General features: G+C 73.0%; 22 protein-coding genes and 3 tRNA genes. 9 read left to right on the forward strand and 16 right to left on the reverse strand.

The window, feature by feature from the left end:
- Nucleotides 1–562 precede the first annotated feature (562 nt).
- The gene (gene recG, locus ACIBCT_RS06960; RefSeq protein WP_399186452.1) at nt 563–2,734 is read right to left on the reverse strand and encodes an ATP-dependent DNA helicase RecG; all 2,172 of its coding nucleotides are present in this window, start codon (nt 2,732–2,734) and stop codon (nt 563–565) included.
- Between the two features lie 46 nt (nt 2,735–2,780).
- Nucleotides 2,781–4,427 (reverse strand): DAK2 domain-containing protein, encoded by a 1,647-nt coding sequence (locus ACIBCT_RS06965; protein WP_399186453.1) that lies wholly within the window; start codon nt 4,425–4,427, stop codon nt 2,781–2,783.
- Between the two features lie 287 nt (nt 4,428–4,714).
- Between ACIBCT_RS06965 and rpmB the strand changes: the two genes are divergently transcribed.
- Nucleotides 4,715–4,900: a 50S ribosomal protein L28 gene (gene rpmB / locus ACIBCT_RS06970; RefSeq protein ID WP_012894387.1), complete on the forward strand. Its 186-nt coding sequence runs from the start codon at nt 4,715–4,717 to the stop codon at nt 4,898–4,900.
- 180 nt (nt 4,901–5,080) lie between these two features.
- On the opposite strand, the gene thiD is transcribed toward rpmB, so the two are convergent.
- The 3 genes from thiD to ACIBCT_RS06985 all read right to left on the reverse strand — a co-directional run bounded on the left by thiD (nt 5,081) and on the right by ACIBCT_RS06985 (nt 8,143).
- Nucleotides 5,081–5,881 carry a bifunctional hydroxymethylpyrimidine kinase/phosphomethylpyrimidine kinase gene (gene thiD, locus ACIBCT_RS06975; RefSeq protein ID WP_399186454.1) on the reverse strand — a complete coding sequence of 267 codons (801 nt, stop codon included), beginning with the start codon at nt 5,879–5,881 and terminating at the stop codon, nt 5,081–5,083.
- A 37-nt stretch (nt 5,882–5,918) separates the two neighbouring features.
- Entirely contained in the window at nt 5,919–7,010 is a 1,092-nt protein-coding gene (locus ACIBCT_RS06980) for a hypothetical protein (RefSeq protein ID WP_399186455.1), read from the reverse strand.
- Between the two features lie 98 nt (nt 7,011–7,108).
- On the reverse strand, nt 7,109–8,143 hold the full coding sequence (locus tag ACIBCT_RS06985; protein WP_399186668.1) for a thiamine-phosphate kinase: 1,035 nt from the start codon (nt 8,141–8,143) through the stop codon (nt 7,109–7,111).
- On the opposite strand from ACIBCT_RS06985, the gene ACIBCT_RS06990 reads away from it, so the two are divergent.
- Together ACIBCT_RS06990 and ACIBCT_RS06995 are read left to right on the forward strand one after the other, a co-directional pair.
- A complete protein-coding gene (locus ACIBCT_RS06990) occupies nt 8,135–8,368 on the forward strand; it encodes an Lrp/AsnC family transcriptional regulator (protein WP_399186669.1) in 234 nt (77 codons plus the stop codon). The two genes, ACIBCT_RS06985 and ACIBCT_RS06990, sit on opposite strands and share 9 nt — an antisense overlap.
- 15 nt (nt 8,369–8,383) lie before the next feature.
- The gene (locus ACIBCT_RS06995) at nt 8,384–8,821 is read left to right on the forward strand and encodes a DUF3515 family protein (RefSeq protein ID WP_399186456.1); all 438 of its coding nucleotides are present in this window, start codon (nt 8,384–8,386) and stop codon (nt 8,819–8,821) included.
- A gap of 141 nt (nt 8,822–8,962) precedes the next feature.
- On the opposite strand, the gene ACIBCT_RS07000 is transcribed toward ACIBCT_RS06995, so the two are convergent.
- The 3 genes from ACIBCT_RS07000 to ACIBCT_RS07010 all read right to left on the reverse strand — a co-directional run bounded on the left by ACIBCT_RS07000 (nt 8,963) and on the right by ACIBCT_RS07010 (nt 12,111).
- Nucleotides 8,963–10,072, reverse strand: coding sequence for a D-alanine--D-alanine ligase family protein (locus ACIBCT_RS07000; RefSeq protein WP_399186457.1), 1,110 nt, complete (start codon nt 10,070–10,072; stop codon nt 8,963–8,965).
- A 294-nt stretch (nt 10,073–10,366) separates the two neighbouring features.
- Entirely contained in the window at nt 10,367–11,377 is a 1,011-nt protein-coding gene (locus tag ACIBCT_RS07005; protein ID WP_399186458.1) for an NAD(P)H-dependent glycerol-3-phosphate dehydrogenase, read from the reverse strand.
- Between the two features lie 20 nt (nt 11,378–11,397).
- Complete coding sequence (locus ACIBCT_RS07010; RefSeq protein WP_399186459.1) at nt 11,398–12,111, reverse strand: lysophospholipid acyltransferase family protein; 714 nt, start codon at nt 12,109–12,111, stop codon at nt 11,398–11,400.
- Nucleotides 12,112–12,202: 91 nt separating this feature from the next.
- On the opposite strand from ACIBCT_RS07010, the gene cofC reads away from it, so the two are divergent.
- Nucleotides 12,203–12,862, forward strand: coding sequence for a 2-phospho-L-lactate guanylyltransferase (gene cofC, locus ACIBCT_RS07015; RefSeq protein ID WP_399186460.1), 660 nt, complete (start codon nt 12,203–12,205; stop codon nt 12,860–12,862).
- 9 nt (nt 12,863–12,871) lie between these two features.
- On the forward strand, nt 12,872–13,093 hold the full coding sequence (locus tag ACIBCT_RS07020) for a hypothetical protein (RefSeq protein ID WP_399186461.1): 222 nt from the start codon (nt 12,872–12,874) through the stop codon (nt 13,091–13,093).
- Between the two features lie 177 nt (nt 13,094–13,270).
- Here the strand turns inward: ACIBCT_RS07020 and ACIBCT_RS07025 are convergent, their stop codons facing one another.
- From ACIBCT_RS07025 to leuC, 4 genes are all read right to left on the reverse strand, one after another.
- A complete protein-coding gene (locus ACIBCT_RS07025; RefSeq protein ID WP_344894205.1) occupies nt 13,271–13,570 on the reverse strand; it encodes an HU family DNA-binding protein in 300 nt (99 codons plus the stop codon).
- A 163-nt stretch (nt 13,571–13,733) separates the two neighbouring features.
- Nucleotides 13,734–13,988: a hypothetical protein gene (locus ACIBCT_RS07030; RefSeq protein WP_399186462.1), complete on the reverse strand. Its 255-nt coding sequence runs from the start codon at nt 13,986–13,988 to the stop codon at nt 13,734–13,736.
- Nucleotides 13,967–14,554: a 3-isopropylmalate dehydratase small subunit gene (gene leuD, locus ACIBCT_RS07035; protein WP_399186463.1), complete on the reverse strand. Its 588-nt coding sequence runs from the start codon at nt 14,552–14,554 to the stop codon at nt 13,967–13,969. The genes ACIBCT_RS07030 and leuD overlap by 22 nt, the downstream gene beginning before the upstream one ends.
- An 11-nt stretch (nt 14,555–14,565) precedes the next feature.
- Entirely contained in the window at nt 14,566–15,942 is a 1,377-nt protein-coding gene (gene leuC / locus ACIBCT_RS07040; protein ID WP_399186464.1) for a 3-isopropylmalate dehydratase large subunit, read from the reverse strand.
- Nucleotides 15,943–16,012: 70 nt separating this feature from the next.
- Between leuC and ACIBCT_RS07045 the strand changes: the two genes are divergently transcribed.
- Nucleotides 16,013–16,729 (forward strand): IclR family transcriptional regulator, encoded by a 717-nt coding sequence (locus ACIBCT_RS07045; protein WP_329085241.1) that lies wholly within the window; start codon nt 16,013–16,015, stop codon nt 16,727–16,729.
- An 80-nt stretch (nt 16,730–16,809) separates the two neighbouring features.
- Nucleotides 16,810–18,549 (forward strand): hypothetical protein, encoded by a 1,740-nt coding sequence (locus tag ACIBCT_RS07050; RefSeq protein ID WP_399186465.1) that lies wholly within the window; start codon nt 16,810–16,812, stop codon nt 18,547–18,549.
- A gap of 92 nt (nt 18,550–18,641) precedes the next feature.
- Here the strand turns inward: ACIBCT_RS07050 and ACIBCT_RS07055 are convergent, their stop codons facing one another.
- From ACIBCT_RS07055 to ACIBCT_RS07070, 4 genes are all read right to left on the reverse strand, one after another.
- The gene (locus ACIBCT_RS07055) at nt 18,642–19,634 is read right to left on the reverse strand and encodes a redoxin domain-containing protein (protein WP_399186466.1); all 993 of its coding nucleotides are present in this window, start codon (nt 19,632–19,634) and stop codon (nt 18,642–18,644) included.
- A gap of 262 nt (nt 19,635–19,896) precedes the next feature.
- Nucleotides 19,897–19,969: transfer RNA gene (locus tag ACIBCT_RS07060), tRNA-Glu, on the reverse strand.
- A 13-nt stretch (nt 19,970–19,982) separates the two neighbouring features.
- A tRNA-Glu gene (locus ACIBCT_RS07065) sits at nt 19,983–20,058 on the reverse strand.
- Nucleotides 20,059–20,122: 64 nt separating this feature from the next.
- Nucleotides 20,123–20,194: transfer RNA gene (locus tag ACIBCT_RS07070), tRNA-Gln, on the reverse strand.
- Nucleotides 20,195–20,367: 173 nt separating this feature from the next.
- Between ACIBCT_RS07070 and ACIBCT_RS07075 the strand changes: the two genes are divergently transcribed.
- Both ACIBCT_RS07075 and ACIBCT_RS07080 read left to right on the forward strand, forming a co-directional pair.
- Nucleotides 20,368–22,347 (forward strand): M3 family metallopeptidase, encoded by a 1,980-nt coding sequence (locus ACIBCT_RS07075; RefSeq protein WP_399186467.1) that lies wholly within the window; start codon nt 20,368–20,370, stop codon nt 22,345–22,347.
- Nucleotides 22,348–22,439: 92 nt separating this feature from the next.
- Nucleotides 22,440–24,104 carry a carboxylesterase/lipase family protein gene (locus ACIBCT_RS07080; protein WP_399186469.1) on the forward strand — a complete coding sequence of 555 codons (1,665 nt, stop codon included), beginning with the start codon at nt 22,440–22,442 and terminating at the stop codon, nt 24,102–24,104.
- Nucleotides 24,105–24,147 lie beyond the last annotated feature (43 nt).

Here is a 24,147-nt window from a genome sequence, read left to right on the forward strand (position 1 = left end):
ACGCATCACATAACCGCAGGTCAAAAGGGTCCTGGCAGGTGATCTAGGTCAAGAGTGGGCAAGGAGTGGCGACGAAAGCGCAAGGGTCGTTCCGTCCGGTGCCCGTCCCTTGCATGATGTTTCCTGCGGCCTCCAAGTGACCCAGGGGGAGGCCGACCGGCGTGATCGTGAGCCCTTCCGCACGCCGGTGCTCTCGGCACCTGACCCGGGAGTGGGCCCAGGCGGGGACGGCATTCGGGGGGAGGCCGTCCCCGCAGTTGGGCCCTTCGGCCCGGAGCGGGCGCGAGACCCCCCGGAGGCGCCAGACACCCCGGACACCCGGGACACCCGGGACCCCGCGGACACGCGAGACGGCGCGGACCCGCGGGACCCCGCGAACGCACCAGGCGCCCGGACATCCGAGACGACCCCGCGAACGCACCAGGCGCCCGGACACCCGAGACGACCCCGCGGGACGGCGCGGCACCCGCGAGACGTCCCGGACACCCGAGGCGCCCGGAACACCGAAGACGCCCGAAGACGCCCGAAGACGCCCGAGACGACCGAGACGCCGGGGCGGGCCTCACGCCTTCTCCAGGTACTCGGCGCGCTCGTCCGCGAGGAGCCTGTCGATCTCGGCGCGGAGCACCGGATGGCCCGCAAGCTCCGGGTCCGCCTCCAGCATGGCCTCGGCGTCCAGGCGCGCGGCGTGGATGACGTCCTCGTCGCGCAGCAGCTCCAGCATCTTCAGCGACGATCTGCGCCCCGACTGGGCCACACCGAGCACATCACCCTCCCTGCGCTGTTCCAGGTCCACACGGGACAGCTCGAAGCCGTCCAGGGTGGAGGCCACCGCGTCCAGCCGCGCACGGGCGGGGGTGCCGCCCGGCGCGTCGGTCACCAGCAGGCACAGGCCGGGCAGCCCGCCCCGCCCGACCCGGCCGCGGAGCTGGTGGAGCTGGGACACGCCGAACCGGTCGGCGTCCATGATGACCATGACCGAGGAGTTCGGGACGTCGACGCCGACCTCGATGACGGTGGTCGCCACCAGGACGTCGATCTCCCCCCGGGTGAAGGCCCTCATCACCGCGTCCTTGTCCTCCGGGGGGAGCTTGCCGTGCAGCGCCTCGACGCGCAGCCCCTCCAGCGGGCCCGCCGACAGGGTCTCGGCCACCTCCAGCACCGCCAGCGGCGGCCTGCGCTCGTCGTCGGCCTTGGACATGTCGCCCTCGTCGCCCTCCAGGTCGCCGATGCGCGGGCAGACCACGTACGCCTGGCGGCCCAGCCCGATCTCCTCGCGCAGCCGCGTCCAGGCCCGGTCGAGGAAGTGCGGCTTCTCCGCCGCGGGGACCACGTGCGTGGTGATCGGGGCGCGCCCCGAGGGCAGCTGGGAGAGCGTGGAGACGGTGAGGTCGCCGAAGACCGTCATGGCGACCGTGCGCGGGATGGGCGTGGCCGTCATGACCAGCACGTGCGGCCGCCCGCCCCCGGCCTTCTCCCGCAGGGCGTCGCGCTGCTCCACGCCGAACCGGTGCTGCTCGTCCACCACGACCAGGCCGAGGTCGGCGAACTGGACGCGCTCCTGCAGCACGGCGTGGGTGCCGACGACGATGCCGGCCGTGCCCGAGGCGGCGTCGAGCATGGCCGAGCGGCGGGCCGCGGCGCCCAGCGAGCCGGTCAGCAGGGCGACCGCGGTGCCGCCGAACATGCCGCCTCCCGCCAGGTCGCCGAGCATGGCCGAGATCGACCGGTGGTGCTGCTGGGCGAGCACCTCGGTGGGGGCCAGCAGCACGGCCTGTCCCCCGGCGTCGACCACCTGGAGCATCGCCCGCAGCGCCACCACGGTCTTGCCCGCGCCCACCTCGCCCTGGAGCAGCCGGTGCATGGGGTGCGGCAGGGCCAGGTCGGCGGCGATCTCCTCGCCCACCTCGCGCTGGCCCTCGGTGAGCTCGAACGGCAGCCGCCCGTCGAACTCGGCGAGCAGCCCGCCCTCGATCGCGGGCCGGGGCGTGGCGGGCCAGGCGGCCGCCGCCATCTTGCGCTGCAGCAGCACCGCCTGGAGCAGGAACGCCTCGTCGAACCTGAGCCGCTTGCGCGCCCTGCTCACGTCGGCGTGGTCGCGGGGCCGGTGGATCGCCAGCAGCGCGTCCGACAGGCCGGGCAGCCGGTGCCGGGCCCGCAGGGCGGCCGGGAGCGGATCGTCCAGCTCGCCCAGGGTGTCGAGGACGACCCCCAGCGCCCTGCGGATCGCCCAGGGCGTCACGTCCTTGCCCGCCGGGTAGATCGGCACCAGCGCGGAGGCGAACTCCTCGGCCCCGGTCTCGTTCTCCTCGATCATCTCGAACTCGGGGTGGGACAGCTGCCACTTGCGCTTGTCGCCCTGGCCGAAGGCGCCGACCTTGCCGGCGAACATGCCCCGCCTGCCCGGCCGCAGCCGCGTCTCGGCGATGTGCGAGGTCTTGCCGAAGAACGACAGGTAGATCTTGCTGCCGCGGGCGTCGGCCACCTCGACCTCCAGCCAGGTGCCGCTCTTGTTCCGCATCGGCCTGCGCATGGCCCTGGTGACCTCGCCCACCACGGTGACGTGCTCGTCGACCTGCAGGTCGTCGAGGTCGGTCAGCTCGCCCCGCTCGGCGTAGCGGCGCGGGTAGTGCCGCAGCAGGTCGCCGACGGTGCGCAGGTCGAGAACGCTCTCCAGCAGCTTGGCCGTCCTGGGGTCCAGCGCCTTCGCCAGCGGCTCGTCGAAGCTCGTCACCCGAGTTTTCTACCGTGCCGCGGCGACAGAATTCACCTCGCCCGGCTCACTCCACCCCGATGAGCAGCGGATAGCCGCCCTGCCCGCCCTCGTAGCGCACCACCTCGACGTCCGGCCTGGCCGCGGCCAGGTACTCCTCCACCGCGCGGGCCGGCTCCCCGCAGGCGCCGGCGCCCTCCAGCAGGGTGACCAGCTCGCTGCCCGAGGACACCAGCCGGCGGACCACCTCCAGGGCGGTGCCGGTCAGATCCGCGCCGATCACCGCGGCCTCCCCGTCGACCACCCCCAGGACGTCGCCGGGGACGACCAGGCCCGCGCTGGTCATCACCTCGCGGTCGGCCGCCCAGACGTGCCCGTGGCGGGTGTGCGCGGCGGCCTCGGTCATGGCCACCACGTCGTCGTCGAACCTGCGCAGCGGATCGTGCACGGCCAGCGCCGACAGCCCCTGCACCGAGGCCCTGGTCGGGATCACCCCGACCGTCAGCCCCTCCTCCCTGGCGATCTCCGCGGCGGCCATCGCGACCTCGCGGACCCCGCTGTCGTTGGGCAGGACCACGACCTGCGACCCGGCCTTCCTGATCGCGGCCAGCACCGCCGCCAGCGACGGGGTCGAACCGGGCTCGCGGCGTACGACCACGGCCCCCGCCTCCTCGAACACCGCGGCCAGCCCGGGCCCGGCGGCCACCGCCACCACGCCCCGGCCCCCGGTGACCGGATGGGTCCTGCCGTGGCCGGACAGGTACGTCACCGTGATCCGGTGGGGCCGTCCCAGCCGCAGGGCCGCCTCGATCGCGGCGCCCGCGTCGTCGACGTGGACGTGCACGTTCCACAGCCCGTCACCGCCCACGACCACGAGCGAGTCGCCGAGCGCGTCGAGCTCCGCGCGCAGCGCCGCGACCTCGGCCTCCCCGGCGTCCAGCAGGTACATCACCTCGTAGCCGAAGTGGCCGGCATCACCGGCCCTCCCGGCCCTGCCGGGTCCCTCGCCGGTCTCCCCGGCCTCCCGCCGCTCCCCGCGCGCGGGCGGGACGGGGCGCCGGGCCGGGATGTCCACCCGCCCGGTGTAGGAGTCGGTGACGACGGCGGCGAGGCTCTCCAGGATGACCGTCAGCCCGGCGGCCCCGGCGTCGACCACCCCGCTGCGGGCCAGGACCTCCAGTTGCTCCGGGGTACGGCGCAGCGCGGAGCGCGCCTCCCGTGCCGCGCTCCGCGCGACCGAGGCCAGGTCGGGGCAGGGACGCCCGGTGTCCGCGGGAGCGCCGCGTACCGCCGCTGCCACGGCCGTCAGGACGCTCAGGATCGTGCCCTCGACCGGCCTGGACACCGCGGCGCGGGCCAGCTCGGCGGCCCTGACCAGGCCGCGTCCGAGATCGAGGCCGTCCCCCCGGGCCTTTCCGAGCACCTCGGCGAGGCCGCGCAGCGCCTGGCTGACGATCACCCCGGAGTTGCCCCGGGCACCGAGCAGCGCCCCCTGCGCGAGCGTCTGCCAGGTCAGGGCCGCGTCCGCGTCGCCGGGCAGCCCGTCGAGCGCCTCCGCCGCCGAGAGCATGGTCAGGTGCAGGTTGGTACCGGTGTCGCCGTCGGGCACCGGGAAGACGTTGAGGGCGTCGATCTCCTCGCGTCCCCTGCCCAGCGTCTCCGCGGCCAGCCGCGACCACCTGCGGACCGCGGGCGGGTCGAGAACCTGCAGCACTCCTGACCTCCTGATCCCGGGCGGACCGCCCGGGCCCGTGATCGTCCCGGCAGGTGCCGACGGGTGCCTGTCGATGCCGGCCGGGCGCGACCCGCGGTGACGCGTCCCGCGATGCGCTACGGTTGCCTCCGGAGATTATCCCCGTTCGGCCGTTCACGGCGGCTCGCGTTCGCGTGCACGACCGGACATCGGATATTCTCGTATGGCCAGCCGGTCGTCCCGGCATGCCCGATGACCGCCCGGCAGTGCGGCGGATCGAGCCTCTCGACTGATCTAAGGAGCGAACCGTGGCTTCCGTTTGCGACGTTTGCGCTAAGAAGCCGACTTTCGGCAACAACGTCTCCCACTCGCACCGCCGCACCCGCCGCCGCTGGAACCCGAACATCCAGCCCGTGCGCGCAGTGGTGAACGGCACGCCGAAGCGGCTGAACGTCTGCACCTCCTGCATCAAGGCGGGCAAGGTCACCCGCTAGCCGGACTTCACGAAGCCCGCCGTCCCGCATCGGGACGGCGGGCTTCGTCGTTCCCGGCGCTCCGAGGGCCCGCGGTCGGAGCGGGCCACACGGACCGGGCCGCGGGGACCGGGCCGCGGGCCGGCCGCGACGTCCGGGGCCCCGGAAGCCCCTCACCCGGGCTCCGGGCCCGCGGGGACGTCAGGCGGGGCGCAGCCGCCAGGCGTGGTCCACCGGGCCGATGCCCGACCCCAGGGGGAACCCGTGCGCGATCGCGCCGGTGACGTACGCCTTGGCCTTCTCCACGGCACCGGGCACGTCCTCGCCCAGGGCCAGGTGGGAGGCGATCGCCGAGGCCAGGGTGCAGCCGGTGCCGTGGGTGTGCCGGTTGTCGTGGCGTTCGGCGGTGAAGCGGAACTCCCGCCTCCCGTCGGTCAGCAGGTCCACCGGGGCGCCCGGCAGGTGACCGCCCTTGACCAGCGCCCACGCCGGGCCGAGCTCCAGCACGGCGTCGGCGGCACGGCGCAGGTCGGACTCGTCCTCGACCTTCACGCCGGTGAGCTGGAGCACCTCCCACAGGTTGGGGGTGACCACGGTGGCGACGGGCAGCAGCCGCGACCTCATCGTCTCCACGGCCTCGGGGGCCAGGAGCGGATCGCCGTGCTTGGAGACCCCGACCGGGTCGACCACCACGGGAACGTCCAGCCCCGCCAGCACCCCGGCGACCGTCTCCACCAGCACGGGCGAGGCGAGCATGCCGGTCTTGACCGCCTGGGCGCCGATGTCGCCGAGCACCGAGTCGAGCTGGGCCCGGACCGCCTCGGCGGGGAGCTCCCAGTAGCCCTGCACGCCCAGCGAGTTCTGGGCGGTCACGGCGGCGATCACGCTCATGCCGTGCACCCCGAGGGCCAGCATGGTCTTCAGGTCGGCCTGGATGCCCGCGCCGCCTCCGGAGTCGGAACCGGCGACGGTCAGGACGCGAGGGGGAGTCGAATCGGTCATGTCCCCATCCAACCAGTTCGGTTCCGAGGGCACCGGCTCAGTCGACGGAGCACTCCCCCTGGTCGCTCCGGCAGGTCCGCGGGATCTCCGCGTCCCCCCGCGCGGTGAAGGTGACCACGAGCGGCTCTCCGGCCTCCAGGCCGGCCGGCGACTCGATCACCAGGTCGTCGCCGACCTGCCGCCACTCGGCGCCCTCCAGCGCGGAGACCCGGCCGCTGACCGGCACGCTCACCGTGAGGTCGCCGACGTTCGCGTCGGCGGCGACCACGAGCTGGACGGTGTAGGTGCGGGCCTCCTCGTCCATCAGGTCGGCGCCGACCGTGATCGCGGCGCCCCCCGCGAGCGGCGCGGGGCGCTCCACGGCCCCGCCGGAGCTGGGGACCGGGTCCGGGGCGGGCGCGGTGGTGCTCGGCACCTGCGTGGGCACCCCGGTGGGCTCCTGGCTGGGGGCCTCGTTGACCAGCGGTTCGGCGGTGGTGACCCTGGGGTCGGGCTCGCCGGTGGACGACGGCCTGCGGGTGCGGGACCCGTCCTCGTCGGTCCGGGGAGCGCGGGTGGCCCTGCGCGTCGCGGTGGGCCGGGGGGCCGCGGTGACCCCGCCACCCCTGCGGGTGACGGCCGGGGTCGGGGCGGCGGTGGCCTCGTCGCCCGCCTCCGAGGGCTCCTCGGACGGCGCGGCGTCCCCGATGTCACCGGTGCCGTCGGTGCCGTCGCCGAGCTCGCCGGGATCGGTGGTCTCCTCGGCCGGGACGGGCCGGTTCGACGCCGCCGTGACGCATCCGGTGGCCGGGCAGCCGGCGGGCTTCTCCGAACCGGTCAGCCCGCGGACCCCGGCCACGGTCCCGCCGAGCAGCACGGCCACCGCGGCGACGGCGAGCAGCGTCTTCCCGACCCGTCCGCCGGACCTCTTCCCGTCCTCGGGCCAGGGGTCTGCCGAGCCGGACGGCTCGGACTCGGAGGTCCAGCCCGATCCCAGGAAACCCGTCCGGGGCTCGGTGACGACGGACTCCTCGGGACGGAGCCTGCGCCCGACCGGCTCGTCCCGGCGGTCCTGCTCCGGAGGGGACTCCGGCCCGCGGTTACCCCGGTCCGGGGATGTCTCTTCCCCGTTCGCACCGTGGCGGCCCATACAGCCCCTTTCTCGGAGGAATCACGACCGCCCATCTTCATACCAGTTCGGTAACCGTTTGTCGCAATTTTCACAAACATCACAACAGGTGAGGAACGTCACTCCCGAAAGTGGTCCCACCCGCCGCGGGCCAGGGACATGCCGCTGACCTGCACTCCCGTCCCCTCGGCGGCCCGGCCCACCACGGTCCACCCCTCGGGCAGGCGCACCCCGGCCGGGAAGGTCGCGGCGAGCGCGTGGTCGTCCCCGCCGGAGAGCACCCACTCCAGCGGGTCGGTACCGGTCAGCCGGGCGGCCTCGCGCATCACCGCGGGGACGGTGAACGCCCCGGGGTCGAGCAGCAGCGCGATCCCGGAGGCGGCGGCCACGTGACCGAGGTCCTGGAGCAGCCCGTCGCTGACGTCGAGCATGGCGGTGGCGCCGAGCGCGGCGGCCTGCGGGCCGCGCGCGTAGGGGGGTTCCGGGCGGCGGTGGGCATCGATCAGCTCGATCAGCTCGGACGGCTCGATCAGCTCGGGCGGGCCCGCGCCGAGCAGGGCCAGCCCGGCCGCGGCGTACCCGAGGCGGCCCGTGATCGCGACCACGTCCCCCGGCCGGGCCCCCGAGCGGGTGACCGGTGCCCGCCCGCCCAGGTCCCCCAGGGCGGTGACGGCGACCACGACGAGTTCGGAGCGGGTGATGTCGCCCCCCGCCACGCCGGCGCCGACCAGGTCGCACTCGTCGCGGAAACCGTCGGTGAGGTCGTCCAGCCACCCGACGGCCGCGTCCGCGGGCAGCCCCAGGCCGACCACGATGCCGGTGGGGTCGGCCCCCATGGCCACCACGTCGGACAGGTTCTGCGCCGCGGCCTTGCGGCCGATGTCGTAGCCACTGGACCAATCGCGGCGGAAGTGCCTACCCTCGAGCAACAGGTCCGTCGTGACGACGACCCGCCCGTCGGGAGCGCTCACCACCGCGGCGTCGTCCCCGGGGCCCAGAAGTACCGTCCCGCCCTGGGACAGGCGTCCGGCAATACGTGCAACAACCCCGAATTCGCCGAGATCTCCTACTGTGATGACACACCTCCCGTTCATCACAGGGTACGGTGGCCCTTCGGCACTGATCCAATCGCCCGGGAGGTCGTGATGGTGCAGGCCTACATCCTTATTCAGACCGAGGTCGGCAAGGCCGCGAGCGTGGCTCGGGAGATCTCCGGCATCTCCGGGGTCACCCAGGCCGAGGACGTCACCGGTCCGTACGACGTGATCGTGCGGGCGGAGGCGAACAACGTCGACGAGCTGGGCAAGCTCGTGGTGGCGCAGATCCAGGGCGTCGAGGGCATCACGCGTACCCTCACGTGCCCGATCGTCCACATCTGATCGGAGACATCCGCGATGGCACGCCGGTTCGCCCGCCGGGCCGGGTACGTCTGCGCCCTGCTGATGCTGGCCGGGTGCGGCGGTGCCGTCCGGATCGAACCGCCCGTTCCCGAGGGTCCCGCCGTCGCGGGGTGCCGGTCGCTGGCCGAGCGGCTCCCGCGCGTGCTCGACGGGGAGGAACGCGCGGAGTCCGACCCCGTCTCCCCGTACGTCGCGGTGTGGGGGCAGGGCCGCATAGCGCTGCGCTGCGGGGTGCCGCGCCCGGTGACGATGTCGGCCACCGACCAGGTGCCCGAGCTCGACGGGGTGGCCTGGTACGCCGACCCGGCCAGGCCGGCGCTCTTCACCGCGATCGGCAGGCAAGCCTACGTCGAGGTGACGATCGCGCGGGAGCACACCCCGCAGAACGTGCTCATCGACCTCGCGGCACCGATCAAGGCGGCCCTGCCCTGACGTGCCCTGACGCGCCCTGACGCGCCCTGACGCGCCCTGACGCGCCCTGACGCGCGTCCCGCCGGAGCGTCCTCCCGCGCGGCGCACAGGATCCGTCCGACCGGCTCATCCAGAGGCCGTCCGGCCTCTGGATGAGCCCGTCTAGCGCAGTCCGGCCGGGCGGGCCAGCGCGAGCCGGATCAGCCGGTCGACCAGCTCGGCGTACGGCACCCCGGTGGCGGCCCACAGCTGCGGCGCGACCGACATCGCGGTGAAGCCCGGCATGGTGTTGATCTCGTTGACGATCAGCCGTCCGTCGGGGGTGTAGAAGAAGTCGACCCGCGACAGGCCCTCGCAGCCCAGCGCCTCGAAGGCGCGCACGGCCATCGCCCGCAGCTCCTCGGCCGTCTCCTGCGGGACGTCCGCGGGCACCGAGAGCGACATGTCGTTCCCGATGTACTTGGCCTCGAAGTCGAAGAACTCGTGGTCGCCGTGGACCAGCACCTCACCGGGCAGGCTGGCCCGGGGGGCCTCGTCGCCCGGTGACTCCAGCACCGCGCACTCGATCTCGCGGCCGACGACGGCCGCCTCCACCAGCACCTTGGGGTCGTGCTCGCGGGCGAACTCGATGGCCCGCTCCAGCTCCCCCAGGTCGGCCGCCTTGGAGATGCCCTGGCTGGACCCGGCGCGGGCGGGCTTGACGAAGACCGGCCAGCCGAGCTCCTGGACCTCCTTGAGCACCCGCTCGCGCTCGGTCCGCCAGTCGCGGTCGCGGATCGCCACGTACGGGCCCACGGGCAGGCCCGCGGCGGCGAGGATCGTCTTCATGTACGCCTTGTCCATGCCGACCGAGCTGGCCAGCACCCCGGAGCCGACGTAGCGGACCCCGGCCATCTCCAGCAGTCCCTGGATCGTGCCGTCCTCGGCGAAGGGCCCGTGCATCACGGGGAAGACGACGTCGACGTGACCGAGCTCGACGGGGATGCTGCCGGGGTCGTAGGCCACCAGTGAGCCGCCGCCCGAGGTCAGGGCCAGCGTCGCGCTCTGCGCGTCCACCACGGGCAGCTCGCCGCCCTCGATCGCGTAGCGCTGCTCCCCCGAGGCGAGCACCCACCGGCCGTCCCGCGCGATCCCGATGGGGACGACCTCGTACCTGGACCGGTCGATGACCTCCAGCACGCTTCCCGCTCCCATGATGGAGACGGCGTGCTCGGAATTGCGGCCGCCGAAGAGGACGGCCACCCTCGGCAGGGGTTCGTGCTGCTCGCTCATGATGACCGAATGTACCCCCTGTTAGGGGGCAATCCAGCTGTTAGACGCGCCTATCTACTCGATGCGGGTAGGGAGCCCGCCCTCTTGGCCGTGTCCACGCCGGGGTCCTCGGCGGCCTTGGGCACATCGGGGAACACGCGTCCTGAAAAGGGATCCCCGCCCGTCGGGGAGGTTCGCCGCCCGCGGGCGGATCCCCGGCGGAAGGGCCCGCGGTCCCGCGCGGGGCCCCGCCCGCGACGGGACCGGGGAATCCCGTCCGTGACGAAACCGGGCCTACCCGTTCCGCCGTCCCGCTCACACCCCGTAGCGTTCCGGCTTGGGCGTCCGCGACATCAGGAGCACCGCGGCCTCGCTCGGGGGCATCGCGTCGTGGACGACGGCCACCACCACCTCGGTGATCGGCATCTCCACGTCGTGCTTCCTGGCCAGTTCGAGCACGGACTCGCAGGACTTCACCCCCTCGGCGGTCTGCCGGGTGGCGGCGACGACCTCGGTCAGGGTCATGCCCCGCCCGAGGTTCTCGCCGAAGGTGCGGTTGCGCGACAGCGGGGACATGCAGGTGGCGACCAGGTCCCCCATGCCCGCCAGGCCCGCGAACGTGTGCGGGTCGGCGCCGAGCGCCGCGCCCAGCCGGGAGATCTCCGCCAGCCCGCGGGTCATCAGCATCGCCCCGACGTTGTCGCCGAGCCCCATCCCCACCGAGACGCCGACCGCCAGGGCGATCACGTTCTTCACGGCGCCGCCGAGCTCGACCCCCACGACGTCCGCGTTGGTGTAGGGACGGAACCAGGGCGGCACGTGGCACGCCTCCTGGAGCCGTTCCATCGCCCGCTCGTCGGTGCAGGCGACCACGGTCGCGGCCGGCTGCCCCCGGACGATCTCCCCGGCCAGGTTGGGCCCGGAGACCACGGCGACCCGTTCCTGGGGCACCTCGGCGACCTCGCAGATCACCTCGCTCATCCGCTTGGTGGTGCCCAGCTCGATGCCCTTCATCAGGCTGACCAGCACCGCCTCCGGCGGCAGGTGCGGCTTCCAGCCGAGCAGGTTCCCCCGCAGGGTCTGGGAGGGCACGGCGAGCACCACGAAGTCGGCGCCGTCGAGGGCCTCGGCGGGGTCGGTGGTGGCGCGCAGCGTCTCGGGCAGCACCGCGCCCGGCAGGTAGTCGGGGTTCTCGTGGCGCAGGTCGATCGCCTCGACGACCTCCGCCCTGCGGCCCCAGATCATCGTCCGGGTGCCCGCCTGGGCGAGGATCATGCCGAAGGTGGTTCCCCACGAGCCCGTGCCGAATACAGCCGCCTTGGTCATTTCAACACCGTACGCCGAAGTCAGTGGCCCGCAGGACGCGCCATCGGCGCGGGAGGGGGCTTCTCGCCCCGGAGTTCGGCCAGCTGGGCCGTGATGGCCGCCATGATGTCGGCGGTCGCCGCGCGCAGCACCTCCGCGCTGGGCGGCTGTCCCGCGTACCTCGACAGGTCCACCGGCGGTCCCGTCTGCACGCTGAAGGTCCTGCGGGGCAGCAGCCGGGGCCTTCTGGCGCCGTACGGCAGGATCTCCTGGACGCCCCAGTGGGCGACGGGGATCACGGTGGCGCCGGTGGCCAGCGCCAGCCGGGCGGCTCCGGTCTTGCCCTCCATGGGCCAGAAGTCCGGGTCCCGGGTGCAGGTGCCCTCGGGGTAGAACATCACGCACGCCCCGGCTGCGAGCCGCCGCCGCGACTCCTCCAGCGAGCGGGCCGCGTCCACGCTGCCCCGGTAGACCGGGATGGCCTGCATCGCCCTCACCAGGTGGCCGATGACCGGTACCGAGAACAGCCCGGACTTGGCGAGGATCACCGGCCAGCGGCCGTGGTTGTACAGGAAGTGCGCGATCAGGATGGGGTCCAGCCAGGACAGGTGGTTGGTGACCATGATGATGCCGCCCTCGCGGGGCAGCCGGTCGCCGCGGCGCCAGTCCTTGCGGATCAGGAGCCACGAGATCGGCTTGACGATCACCACGGCGAAGGCGACCCAGAACGGGGAGGGCCATCCGGGGCGTCTCATGGGCACCTCCACGGCGACGGGGCGGGCGTCCCGTCGCATGGTAACCCTCCCCGTTCACCATCGGTGAGGGCGAGGCGGGATGCTTGGCGTCATGCCTGCTCCGGAGAACCCCGCCTGGACGCTCGTCGTCCCGGTCAAGACGCTGATCGCCGCCAAGACCCGCCTGGCGGCCGCGGCGGGCCCGCACCGGGCCGCGCTGGCCGTGGCGATCGCCTGCGACACCGTGGAGGCCGCGCTGCGCTGCGCGCTCGTCGCGCGGGTGGTCGTGGTGACGGGGGACCCGGTGCCGGCCGAGGCGCTCGCCGAGGTCGGCGCCCACGTGGTCGGCGACCCCGGGGCGGGCCTGAACGCCGCCCTGCGGCACGGCGCGGCCGAGGCGGTGCGGCTGGAGCCCGGCGGTGCCGTCGGCGCCCTCCAGGCCGACCTGCCCGCCCTGCGCCCGGCCGAGCTGGCCCGCGTGCTGGCCGCCGCGTCCGCGTTCGACCAGGCGTTCCTGCCCGACAGCGCCGAGGTCGGCACGACCTTCTACGGCGTGCGCGCGGGCGTGCCGTTCACACCGGGGTTCGGGGGCGAGTCGCGCGCGCGTCACCTGCGGCGCGGTGCCGCCGAGCTCTCGGTGCAGGGCGTGGAGTCGGTCCGCCACGACGTGGACACCCCGGACGACCTTCGCCGGGCGCTGGTCCTGGGCGTCGGCCCCCGCACGCTGGCCGTGGCCGGGAGGATCTCGGCCGCCGGGGGCGCGGGGGGTTAGGCTGGGCGCGTGCAGGCGACGGTGCGCGAGTTCGATCCGGCGACCCGGTCGGGGTCGGTCTTCCTCGACGACGGCAGCGAGGTCCCGTTCGGGGCGGCGGCGTTCGACGCCGGGCCGCTGCGGCTGCTGCGGTCCGGCCAGCGGGTGAACATCGTCATGGACGGCGAGGCCGTCTCCTTCATCACCCTGTCGACCTTCCCGGTTCCCGGGGTCCCGGGAGTGCCCGAGTAGCCGTTCCCGCTCGGGACGGCCGGGGAAAGCCCGGACGGACGGTCCGGGAAAACCCCGGCGGCCGGGAAAATCCCGGCGGGCGGCCCGGGAAAGCGCCAGGGACCGGCCGGCCGCGCGCCCGCGGAAAAGCCGGAAGCCCGGCCCCCACCTCGGGAGACCGGGCGTCCGCACGGAGCTCTACTTCTTCTTCGAGGCCTTCTTGCCCCCGCTGTTGACGAGCTCCTTGAAGTCCGAGCCCGGCCGGAATTTGGGCCCCCAGCTCTCGGCGACCCTGATCTCGGCACCCGTCGAAGGGTTACGGGCGGTACGGGCCGGCTTGTGCACCATTTCGAACGCGCCGAACCCCGTGATCGATACCTTGTCGCCACTGGCGACGGCGGTCTGGATGGCGTCGAGCACCGCGTTCACGGCCTCGGTGGCCGTTCTCTTGTCGCCCACCCGATCCGCTATGGCGTCGACGAGTTCCTTCTTGTTCATAAGGTTGCTCCCCCTGCTTACCGATGTCCGGGAGTGGGTCATGAGGCAGAAAACCCGTCTCACCCGATTTGTCACGGCGAGGGGTCTCATCACAGATCTCTCATCGACGATCACGATGAGAAACCCCCTGCCCGCTTGAAATTAGGGGACGGAGCCGTATGACTCAATCACCTTCCGCAATGTTTCCAGTGCTTGGCGTATCTGAAACCCGGACATCAATACTGAGAAGGAACGAATCAAGACGCGCCGCGGCGTGTTCGACGTCCCGCTTGGACAGGTCGCAGATGGTCAGCAGGCGCCGCGCGAGGCGCTCGCGCTCCTTCGCGGGCACGGGCAGGGACCTGACGTGGCGGTGCGCCTCGCGCAACCGCCACGCCAGCTCGTCCTGTGGACCCGTCAGACGGTCGTCGGCAGCCATGGCTGCCGACCATTCTCGTATGCGCCTATGGCGTCGGCGTTGCGCAGGGTCAGCCCGATGTCGTCCAGGCCCTCCATCAGCCGCCAGCGCGTGTAGTCGTCGATCTCGAACGCGACCGTCCCGGCGCCCCACCTGACCTGGCGTTCCACCAGGTCGACGGTGATCTCCAGGGTGGGGTCGGCCTCCACCGCGGACTGCAGGTCCTCGACGACCGGCCCCGGCAGGACGACCGGGAGCAGGCCCATCTTGGTGGAGTTATTACGGAAGATGTCCCCGAACCTGGCCGCGATCACGACGCGGAAGCCGTACTGCTGCAGGGCCCAGACGGCGTGCTCGCGGGAGGAGCCGGTGCCGAAGTCGGGCCCAGCGAGCAGGATCGTGGCGCCCTGGTGGGCGGGGTCGTTCAGGACGAAGTCCGGGTCCTCGCGCCAGGCGGAGAACAGGCCCTTCTCGAACCCGGTCCGGCTGACCTGCTTGAGCCAGACGGCGGGGATGATCTGGTCGGTGTCCACGTTGCTGCGGCGCAGCGGCACGGCCCGGCCGGTGTGGGTGACGAACGCTTCCATCGGAGGGCTCCTTACAGGTCGGCGGGGGCGGTGAGCCGGCCGGTGACGGCGGTCGCCGCGGCGACCTGCGGGGACACGAGGTGGGTACGGCCGCCCTTGCCCTGGCGGCCCTCGAAGTTTCGGTTGGAGGTCGAGGCGCTGCGCTCGCCGGGGGCGAGGGTGTCGGGGTTCATGCCCAGGCACATGGAGCAGCCCGCCTCGCGCCACTCGGCACCGGCGGCCTTGAAGACCTCGTGCAGCCCCTCCTGCTCGGCCTGGAGCTTGACCAGCATCGAGCCGGGCACGATCAGCGTGCGGGTCACGACCTGCCGCCCGCGCAGCACGTCGGCCACGGCCCGCAGGTCCTCCAGCCGGCCGTTGGTGCACGAGCCCACGAAGACCGTGTCCACCGCGACGTCGCGGAGCGGGGTGCCCGCGGTCAGGCCCATGTACTCCAGGGCCCGCGTGGCCGCGGCCGGGTCGTCGGTGTCCTCGGGCCTCGGCACGGCCGTCCCCAGGGGCGCGCCCTGGCCGGGGTTGGTGCCCCAGGTGACGAACGGGGTCAGCGTCGTGGCGTCGATCTCCACGACGGTGTCGAAGACGGCGTCCTCGTCGGTGACCAGCGACCTCCAGTACTCGACCGCGGCGTCCCAGTCGGCGCCCGCGGGCGCGTGCGGGCGCCCCTTGAGGTAGGCGAAGGTGGTCTCGTCCGGGGCGATCAGGCCGGCGCGGGCACCGGCCTCGATGGACATGTTGCAGACGGTCATCCGGCCCTCCATGGAGAGCGCGCGGATCGCCTCGCCGCGGTACTCCACGATGTAGCCCTGGCCGCCGCCGGTGCCGATCCTGGCGATGATCGCCAGGATGAGGTCCTTGGCGGTGACGCCGGCGGGCAGCCGGCCGGAGACCTCGATGGCCATCGTCCTGGGCCGGTAGGCCGGCAGCGTCTGGGTGGCCAGCACGTGCTCCACCTCGGAGGTGCCGATGCCGAACGCGATGCCGCCGAAGGCGCCGTGGGTGGAGGTGTGAGAATCGCCACACACGATCGTCATGCCGGGCTGGGTCAGGCCGAACTGCGGGCCGATGATGTGCACCACACCCTGGCCTGCGTCGCCCATGGGGTGCAGCCGGACGCCGAACTCCGCGCAGTTCTTGCGCAGCGTCTCCACCTGCACCCGGGAGACCGGGTCGCTGATGGGACCGCGTACGGTCGGGACGTTGTGGTCCTCGGTGGCGATCGTGAGGTCGGGCCGCCTGACGGGTCGGCCGGCCATCCGCAGGCCGTCGAACGCCTGCGGGCTGGTCACCTCGTGGACGAGGTGCAGGTCGATGTAGAGCAGGTCGGGTTCTCCTTCCGCACGTCGAACGACGTGCTGCTCCCAGACCTTCTCCGCGAGCGTGCGGCCCATGTCGCCTCCTTGCGATCGGCTGTCCCACACCCACTTGCTTTCTCATATGTCGAGACGGCAGTATCGGTGTATGGACAACTCTAGCGGAGTCGGCGTACTCGACAAGGCCGTCCTCGTGCTCAACGCCCTCGAAGCGGGGCCCGCCTCCCTCGCACAGCTCGTCCAGGCCACCGGCCTGGCCCGGCCCACCGCCCACCGCCTGGCCGTGGCGCTGGAGCACCACCGCATCGTCTCCCGCGACACGCAGGGCCGGTTCGTGCTGGGACCGCGCCTGTCGGAGCTGTCCACGGCCGCGGGTGAGGACCGCCTGCTGGCCGTCGCCTCGCCGGTGCTGACCCAGCTGCGGGACCTGACCGGGGAGAGCGCGCAGCTGTACCGGCGCCAGGGGGACGAGCGGGTCTGCGTGGCCGCCGCCGAGCGGGCCAGCGGGCTGCGCGACACCGTGCCGGTCGGCTCGGCGCTGCCGATGCTCGCCGGGTCCGCGGCGCAGATCCTGCTCGCCTGGGAGGAGCCGGACCGCCTGCACCGGGGCCTGCGCGGGGCCAAGTTCACCGCCGCCACCCTGGCGAGCGTGCGGCGCAGGGGCTGGGCGCACAGCGTCGGCGAGCGCGAGCAGGGCGTGGCCAGCGTCTCGGCGCCGATCAGGGGGGCCGGGGGCAAGGTCGTGGCCGCGGTCTCGGTCTCCGGGCCGATCGAGCGCCTGACCCGGACCCCGGGCCGCCTGCACGCCGCCCCGGTGGTCACCGCCGCCGAAAGGATCACCGAGTCGATGCGCCGGGCGAACTGACGCCGAACCGACGCCGATACGGCCCCTCCAGGGGGCGATATGAGGAGGCGAGCACCCCTGCCGCCCCCTAGGCTGGGAAGGTGACAGATCGCATCGAGGCAGCCGCGGCTGAACTGCGTCCCCTGCTCCAGAACTTCATCCTCTGGGCGCGTGAGAACGCGCCCGGCAGCGACTCCGGCCTGGTGGGCTCTGTCGCGCTGTGGCACCGGCTGATCGCCTCCGACGACGTGGGCCGGTGGAAGCGGTCCGATCTGCGCACGGTCCTGCTCGACCGGATGCCCCAGGTCGTCGAGGATCCCGACGCGGCGGCCGACGGCATGGTCCCCGCGATCCGCGCCTACCTGACCTTCCTGGCCGACTCCGGCCGCCTGGCCAGGGGCTCGTCCTCCCTGGAGGACCTGCTCGCCGAGCTCGACGCCCTGGAGGACGACTTCGTCGACGCCATGGAGGAGCTCGTCGTCGAGGAGGACGAGGAGGAGGACTACGACGAGGAGGAGGCCGAGGGGCTCGGCGACTTCGAGCCGTTCGCCGACGAGCTCGCCGAGCTGCCGACGATCAGGCTGCGTCCCGACTCCGAGCTGGCCGCCGCCACCCGCAAGACGGTCCTGATCGCCAAGGCCCGCGACCTCGCGGTCTGGGTCGGGACCGAGCGCAGGGTCGGCGAGACCAGCCTGCTGAGCGACGCCGAGATCACCGAGGCCCTGGGGGTCCTCGGCTTCCCGGTCCCGCGGACGGACGGCGCCACGCTGGCCGACTCCGTCCCGGCCCTGTGGAACGTCTGGAACCTCGCGATCGACCTCGACTTCCTCCAGCCCGAGGGGGAGGACACCGTCAGCGTCGACCCCGACACCGCCGAGTGGCCCTTCGAGGAGGACGACGACGCCCTCGACGCGTGGATGGCCGGCCTGCACTCCATCGACTACGGCGACCCCGAGCTGGACGACGAGGAGGCCACGATCGCCCTGTCCGGGCTGACCAGGGCGCTGCTCATCCGGGTGCTGCTGGCGACCGGCTCCAAGCCGCTCGCCGAGCTCCGCACCGAGCTCGCCGAGGCCGCCGCCGAGTACGACGACCTGGGCGCCGAGGCCTGGGCCGCGGCCACCGAGCGCTACGGCGACCCGCTCAACCCGGTGCTCGACTGGCTGACCGGCTACGGCATGGTCGAGGTCGAGCACGACCAGGTCCGGCTGACGCCGCTCGGCATGGAGGGCGTGGTCCACCTGGCCGACGAGGCCGACATCGAGCTGGACGCCCGGCCCGCCATCGACGCGATGACCGCCCTGGACCTGCTCTCCTTCGGCGCCGAACTGCCCGAGGAGGAGGCCGACGCCGAGTTCGCCGCCTGGATGGAGCTGCGCGCCCCCGAACAGGCCGCCAGGGACCTGCTGGAGGCCGCGGCCGAGGACGACGCGGACGCGCTGATCCGGGTGCAGGCGGCCAGCATGGTCGGCTCGCTCGGCGAGGTGGCCGCGCCCGCGTGGCGGGAGGCCCTGGACGAGCCCTCCCTGCGCCCGTACGCCGCCACCCACCTGGCCCAGCTCGGCGTCGAGGACGCTCCCCCGCCCACCCAGGCCGACACCCACTGGCTGATCCTCGACATGCTGACCATCTCCGCCGGCCTGGGCCGCCCGGAGTTCGTCAGCAGCCTGGACGACATCGGCAACGTGCCGAACCTGGTCAACCTGCTGGACGTGATCTGGAAGGTGCCGCACCCGCACCTGGAGGAGCTCCTGGAGGCGATCGGCAAGGCCCACCCCGACAAGCAGGTGGGCAAGGCCGCCAAGCGGGCCCTGTTCAAGGCCCGGTCCGGCCAGAACTAGTCCCGGACGCGAGGGACCGGCTCCTGGCGGGGGCCGGCCCCTTCTTCCCCGCCGGGTTCGCCGCGTCCTCGTCCGTACGGCTCCCCGGCGCTTCAGGAGGGTCCCGTGGCTCCGGCGGCGCGCTCCTCGTCGCCCTGCCAGTCGGGAAGCGGCCGGTAGATCGCGATTCCCGCGGCCTCCAGCTCCTCGCGGAGCGCGAAGTAGCGCTCGCCGAACGGGTCGACGCCGTTGAGCGGCATGAGCCCCCGGCGGATGGCGAGGTCGTGCGGGGCGAGGGCGGCGGCCCGTTCGAGGTGACGCTCGGCGGCGGCCGTGCGCCCGGCGCGGAACAGCCAGGTGGCCAGGCGCGCGTGCAGCCGGGCCCGCCGCTCCTCGTCGGTGGGGGCGCGCAGCTCGCGGGAGGTCGTCCCGGCGTCGCCGTCGATCACCCATCGGCGCAGGGCCGCGACGGCCCGCTCACAGGACAGGCCGTTCATCGAGCGGAAGGTGTCGGTGGCCGTCATGGTGTCCTGGGGACGGGCGATCCGGCCCTCGGCGTCGACCCAGACCACGGTCGGCACGTTGATCACGTTGTAGAGCTCGGCGATGCGGCCGTCGGTGTCGACCACCGCCGGGTGGGTGACCTCGGCGAGCCACTCGCGGGCGGCCTCGGGGTCGCGGTCGAGGGAGACGCTGAGCACGCTGAAGCCGTACCCGCCCAGCTCCCGGTGCAGGGCCTCCCAGGCGGGCAGGTCGTAGCGGCAGCCGCACCACGAGGCCCAGAAGACCACGGCGACCCTGGTGCCGCGCAGCGCGGTCAGCGCCTCGAACTCCGGCGCCCTGCCCGGCGGGAGGTCGGCGGGCTCGCCGACGGCGATCAGCCCCTCGTCCGGGTCGGCGACCGCCTGCCTGCCGAGCAGCCCGGCGAAGGCCACCAGGTCGACGCCCTCTCCGGTCTCGGCCGCGGCGGCGCGGAAGGCGGGGATGCACGCGTCGCCGCGGCACCAGCCGTGCGGCTTGCGCTCCCAGCCGAGGACGGGCTCCCCGTGCGGGAGGATCGGCCCGGTGATCCGCTCCTCGTGTCCGTCCGCCAGCAAAGTGATCATTTCTTCCCTCATTGGATAGTGACGCTCTCCAATCATTGGACAGTTGTGCTATCCAAGCAAGGGGGGTCACGGAAAAGGACGGTGAAGGACACCCGGGGTCACGGGAGCGTGACGCGACCGTGATCGTGAAGCGTCCGCCACCCGGCCATGATCCGTCCACCACCCGGTCATGATCTGGCCGCGTCCGTCCGCGAGGAGAAGAAAACGAACGCCGGGAACACGAAAAACCCCCGGAAGCCATTGCTTCCGGGGGTTCGCGATGTAGCCCCGACCGGATTCGAACCGGCGCTACCGCCTTGAGAGGGCGGCGTCCTAGGCCACTAGACGACGGAGCCTTGCGAGAGACAGTGGTAGTCCCGACCGGATTCGAACCGGCGCTACCGCCTTGAGAGGGCGGCGTCCTGGGCCACTAGACGACGGGACCCTACACACTGTCATCAGATTCGGAGGGGACCGAATCTGCGGCATCTTCGAAAAAGAAGATGCAGCTGGGGTACCAGGACTCGAACCTAGAACAACTGAACCAGAATCAGCCGTGTTGCCAATTACACCATACCCCACCGCACCGGACCCCTTGCGGGGCTCGCTGGCGACTCCGAAAGAATAGCCCAGGTTGGGGGTCAAGACCAAAACGATTACCCGCGGCCGGATCGCGGTATCACCGGGCTGCCGCCGCGAAGGCCGCTGTGCGACGCTGCTGGAGAGATCCGTCCACCCGTGAGGAGTTTCCGTCTTGGTCGAGAACCCGTTCTTCGCCCTCAGTGAGCTGCCGTACAGGCTCCCGCCGTTCGCCCAGGTGAGGGAGGAGCACTACCTCCCGGCGTTCGAGCGCGGCATGGCCGACCAGCTGCGCGAGGTGCGTGAGATCACGGACGACCCGGAGCCGCCGACGTTCGCCAACACGATCGAGGCGCTGGAGCGTTCCGGCCGGATCCTGCGGCGTACCTCGATCGTCTTCATGACGATCGCCGCCTCCGACACCACCGACGGCATCCGGCGGATCGAGACCGAGATCCTGCCCAGGCTGACCCGGCACGGTGACGCCATCAGGCTGAACCGCGCCCTGTACGACCGGATCAGGCGGGTCACCACCGACGACCCCGAGGAGGCGTGGCTGCTGGAGAAGTACCGCGTCGACTTCGTCAGGGCCGGCGCCGACCTGTCCGAGCCCGAGCAGGAGCGGCTCAGGCGGCTGAACGAGGAGCTGACCCGGCTCTCCACCTCCTTCACCCAGAACCTGCTGGCGGCCTCCACGGCCTCCGCGCTGGTCGTCGAGGACCCCGCGCTGCTGGACGGGCTCCCGGAGAGCACGATCAAGGCCCTGGAGAAGGACGGCCGCTACGTGCTGCCGCTGTTCAACCACACCAACCAGCCCGCGCTGGCCGAGTTGACCGACCGGGAGACCCGCAGGAGGCTGTACGAGCTGTCGGTCGGCCGGGCCCCGGAGAACCTGCCCCTGGCGGCCAGGATGGCCGAGCTCCGCGCCGAGCGGGCCGCCCTGCTGGGCTATCCCAGCCACGCCGCCTACACGGTCGCCGACCAGACGGCCAAGACCACCGGCGCCGTCGAGGAGATGCTCGGCAGGCTGGTGGGCCCGGCGGTGGCCAACGCCCGCAGGGAGGCCGAGGAGCTGGGCCGGGAGGCCGGTCTCCCACTGGAGCCGTGGGACTGGTCCTTCTACGCCGAGCGGGTGCGCAAGGCCAGGTACGACTTCGACGGCGGCGACCTGCGGCCCTACTTCGAGCTGGACCGGGTGCTGCGCGACGGGATCTTCCACGCGGCCGGTGAGCTGTACGGCATCACCTTCTCCCTCCGCGAGGACCTGGCCGGCTACCACCCGGACGTACGGGTCCACGAGGTGTTCGACGCCGACGGCTCGCCGATGGGCCTGTTCCTGCTCGACCCGTACGCGCGGCCCTCCAAGCGCGGCGGCGCCTGGATGAACAGCCTGGTGAACCAGTCGCACCTGTTCGACGAGCTGCCCGTGGTGATCAACAACCTCAACATCACCAAGCCTGCCGAGGGTCCCACCCTGCTGACCTTCGACGAGGTCAACACCGCCTTCCACGAGTTCGGCCACGCCCTGCACGGCCTGTTCTCGGACGTGCGCTTCCCCCGGGTCTCCGGTACCGAGGTGCCGCGCGACTTCGTGGAGTACCCCTCGCAGGTCAACGAGATGTGGGCCACCTGGCCGTCGATCCTGGCCAACTTCGCCAGGCACCACGAGACCGGCGAGCCGGTGCCCGCGGAGCTGCTGGAGAAGATGCGGGCGGCCGAGAAGTTCAACCAGGGCTTCGCCACGGTGGAGTACCTCGCGGCCACGCTGCTCGACTGGGCCTGGCACAAGCTGGCCGCGGGCGAGACCGTCGAGGACGCCGAGGCGTTCGAGACCGCCGCCCTGGAGCGCGCCGGGATCGCCTTCGACCTGGTCCGCTCCCGCTACCGGACCTCCTACTTCGCGCACATCTTCTCCAGCGGGGTGGGCGGCTACAGCGCCGGTTACTACTCCTACATCTGGAGCGAGGTGCTCGACGCCGAGAGCGTCGGCTGGTTCGAGGAGAACGGCGGCCTCAGGCGCGAGAACGGCGACCACTTCCGCTCCACCCTGCTGTCGGTGGGAGGCTCCCGGGACGTGATGGACGCCTTCCGCGCCTTCCGCGGGCGTGACCCGCGCATCGAGCCGCTGCTGGAGCGCCGGGGCCTGCAGGCGTGACCTTGCCTCCCCGGCCGGGGTGGGGGAAACCTCACCCCGGCCGGGGACGCACATCCCATGCGCCATCCGTACGAAGGCGTCATGATCGGACAATGACACGAGCATGGAACAGGACGGGCGTCGCGCTCGTCGCCCTCCTCACCGGTGCCCTGCTGGGCACCGCGAGCCCGGCCGTGGCCCGGACGGAGGCGACAGGGGCGGCCGGGACGGCCGGCGGGAACGCGACCGTCCGCACCGACGCCGGCCTGGTACGGGGCACGGCCGCCGCCGACCACCGGCTCTTCCAGGGCATCCCGTACGCCGCGCCGCCGGTCGGGGACCTGCGCTGGCGCTCCCCGCGGCCGGTCACGCCGTGGCCGGGCGTGCGCGACGCCACCGCGCCCGGTGGCCGGTGCGCGCAGGTCGCCGACGTCTGGGGGCTGCCGGCGAGCGACACCGAGGACTGCCTCTACCTCAACGTGACCGTCCCGGCGCGCGGGCACGTGAAGCGGCCCCGGCCGGTGATGGTGTGGCTGCACGGCGGGGGCCTCACCAGGGGCGCGGGCAGCGAGTACGACGCCCGCAGGCTGGCCGTGCGCGGCGACGTCGTGGTGGTGACCGTCAACTACCGGCTGGGGATCTTCGGGTTCTTCGGGCATCCCGGGATGGAGGACTCCGGGGCCTTCGGGATCGAGGACCAGCAGGCGGCCCTGCGGTGGGTGCGGCGCAACGCCTCGGCGTTCGGCGGCGACCCGGGCAACGTCACCCTGTTCGGCGAGTCCGCCGGTTCGCACTCGGTGTGCGCGCAGCTCGCCTCCCCCTCGGCGGCGGGGCTGTTCCACCGGGCGATCGCCCAGAGCAGCCCGTGCCGGACGGGCGACTCCGCGGACCGCAGGCCGCGTCCGCTGATGGACGTGCCGCTCTGGGTGCCCCGCGCGGCCCACGAGGGGTACGGGCAGATCCTGGCCGCCACGGCGGGCTGCACCGACCCGGACACCGCGCTCGCCTGCCTGCGTGGCAGGCCCGTGGCCGACCTGCTCGCCCTGCAGCCCCTCCCGCTGCCGGGGTACGGCAACGCGGTGCTGCCCGAGGACCCCGCCAGGGTCCTGCACGAGGGCCGCTTCCACCGGGTGCCGGTGCTGACGGGCGTCACCCGGGACGAGGGCACGCTGTTCACCTCGCTCATGTTCCCGCCGATGACGGCCGAGCAGTACGAGGCGACCCTCACCGAGAGGTTCGGCGCCGCCGGGGCCGCGGTGCTGGCCCAGTACCCGCCGGCCGCCCACGGCGGCTCGCCCCTGCAGGCGCTGGCGGCCGTGATGAGCGACCTGGACTGGGCGTGGCCGGCCCGCGACACCGACCTGATGTTCGCCCGGTACGTGCCGACGTTCTCCTACGAGTTCACCGACCGCACCGCCCCCGTGCTGTTCCCGCTGCCGAACGGGGTCGAGCCGCTGGCCTCGCACGGCTCGGAGCTGACGTTCCTGTTCGGGGCCGGCTGGACGTCCGCCCCGCTCACCGCCGAGCAGCGACGGCTCGGTGACGTGATGATCGGTTACTGGTCCCGGTTCGCCGCGACCGGCGACCCGAACCGGCCGGGCCTGCCCGCGTGGCCGCGGGTGCGCCCCTCGGACGGCACCCCGTACGTGCAGGAGCTGGCCCTGGGCCGGGGCGGCGTCGGGCCGTTCGACCGCGGCGCGGCGCACCGGCTCGCCTTCTGGGACGGCCTCGCCGAGCGGGGAACGCCGGACGCGCGCCGTTCCGGCTCCCCCTCCTGAGGAAGCGCGGGAGCCCGCGGAAGCGGTGAGGCCCGGGACCCGG

Source organism: Streptosporangium sp. NPDC050855 (genome assembly GCF_044456585.1).
In the GTDB taxonomy this organism is placed as follows: Bacteria; Actinomycetota; Actinomycetes; order Streptosporangiales; family Streptosporangiaceae; genus Streptosporangium; species Streptosporangium longisporum.

Bases quoted from the DNA above. Each gene is read 5' to 3' on its own strand.
- ACIBCT_RS07045 (WP_329085241.1), top strand. From the start codon at position 16,013: ATGGACAACTCTAGCGGAGTCGGCGTACTCGACAAGGCCGTCCTCGTG.
- ACIBCT_RS07025 (WP_344894205.1), bottom strand. From the start codon at position 13,570: ATGAACAAGAAGGAACTCGTCGACGCCATAGCGGATCGGGTGGGCGAC.
- ACIBCT_RS06980 (WP_399186455.1), bottom strand. From the start codon at position 7,010: ATGGGCCGCCACGGTGCGAACGGGGAAGAGACATCCCCGGACCGGGGT.
- ACIBCT_RS06995 (WP_399186456.1), top strand. From the start codon at position 8,384: ATGGCACGCCGGTTCGCCCGCCGGGCCGGGTACGTCTGCGCCCTGCTG.
- ACIBCT_RS07010 (WP_399186459.1), bottom strand. From the start codon at position 12,111: ATGAGACGCCCCGGATGGCCCTCCCCGTTCTGGGTCGCCTTCGCCGTG.
- ACIBCT_RS07055 (WP_399186466.1), bottom strand. From the start codon at position 19,634: ATGATCACTTTGCTGGCGGACGGACACGAGGAGCGGATCACCGGGCCG.
- cofC (WP_399186460.1), top strand. From the start codon at position 12,203: ATGCCTGCTCCGGAGAACCCCGCCTGGACGCTCGTCGTCCCGGTCAAG.
- leuC (WP_399186464.1), bottom strand. From the start codon at position 15,942: ATGGGCCGCACGCTCGCGGAGAAGGTCTGGGAGCAGCACGTCGTTCGA.
- ACIBCT_RS06990 (WP_399186669.1), top strand. From the start codon at position 8,135: ATGGTGCAGGCCTACATCCTTATTCAGACCGAGGTCGGCAAGGCCGCG.
- ACIBCT_RS07080 (WP_399186469.1), top strand. From the start codon at position 22,440: ATGACACGAGCATGGAACAGGACGGGCGTCGCGCTCGTCGCCCTCCTC.
- ACIBCT_RS07030 (WP_399186462.1), bottom strand. From the start codon at position 13,988: ATGGCTGCCGACGACCGTCTGACGGGTCCACAGGACGAGCTGGCGTGG.
- ACIBCT_RS07005 (WP_399186458.1), bottom strand. From the start codon at position 11,377: ATGACCAAGGCGGCTGTATTCGGCACGGGCTCGTGGGGAACCACCTTC.
- thiD (WP_399186454.1), bottom strand. From the start codon at position 5,881: ATGACCGATTCGACTCCCCCTCGCGTCCTGACCGTCGCCGGTTCCGAC.
- leuD (WP_399186463.1), bottom strand. From the start codon at position 14,554: ATGGAAGCGTTCGTCACCCACACCGGCCGGGCCGTGCCGCTGCGCCGC.
- ACIBCT_RS07000 (WP_399186457.1), bottom strand. From the start codon at position 10,072: ATGAGCGAGCAGCACGAACCCCTGCCGAGGGTGGCCGTCCTCTTCGGC.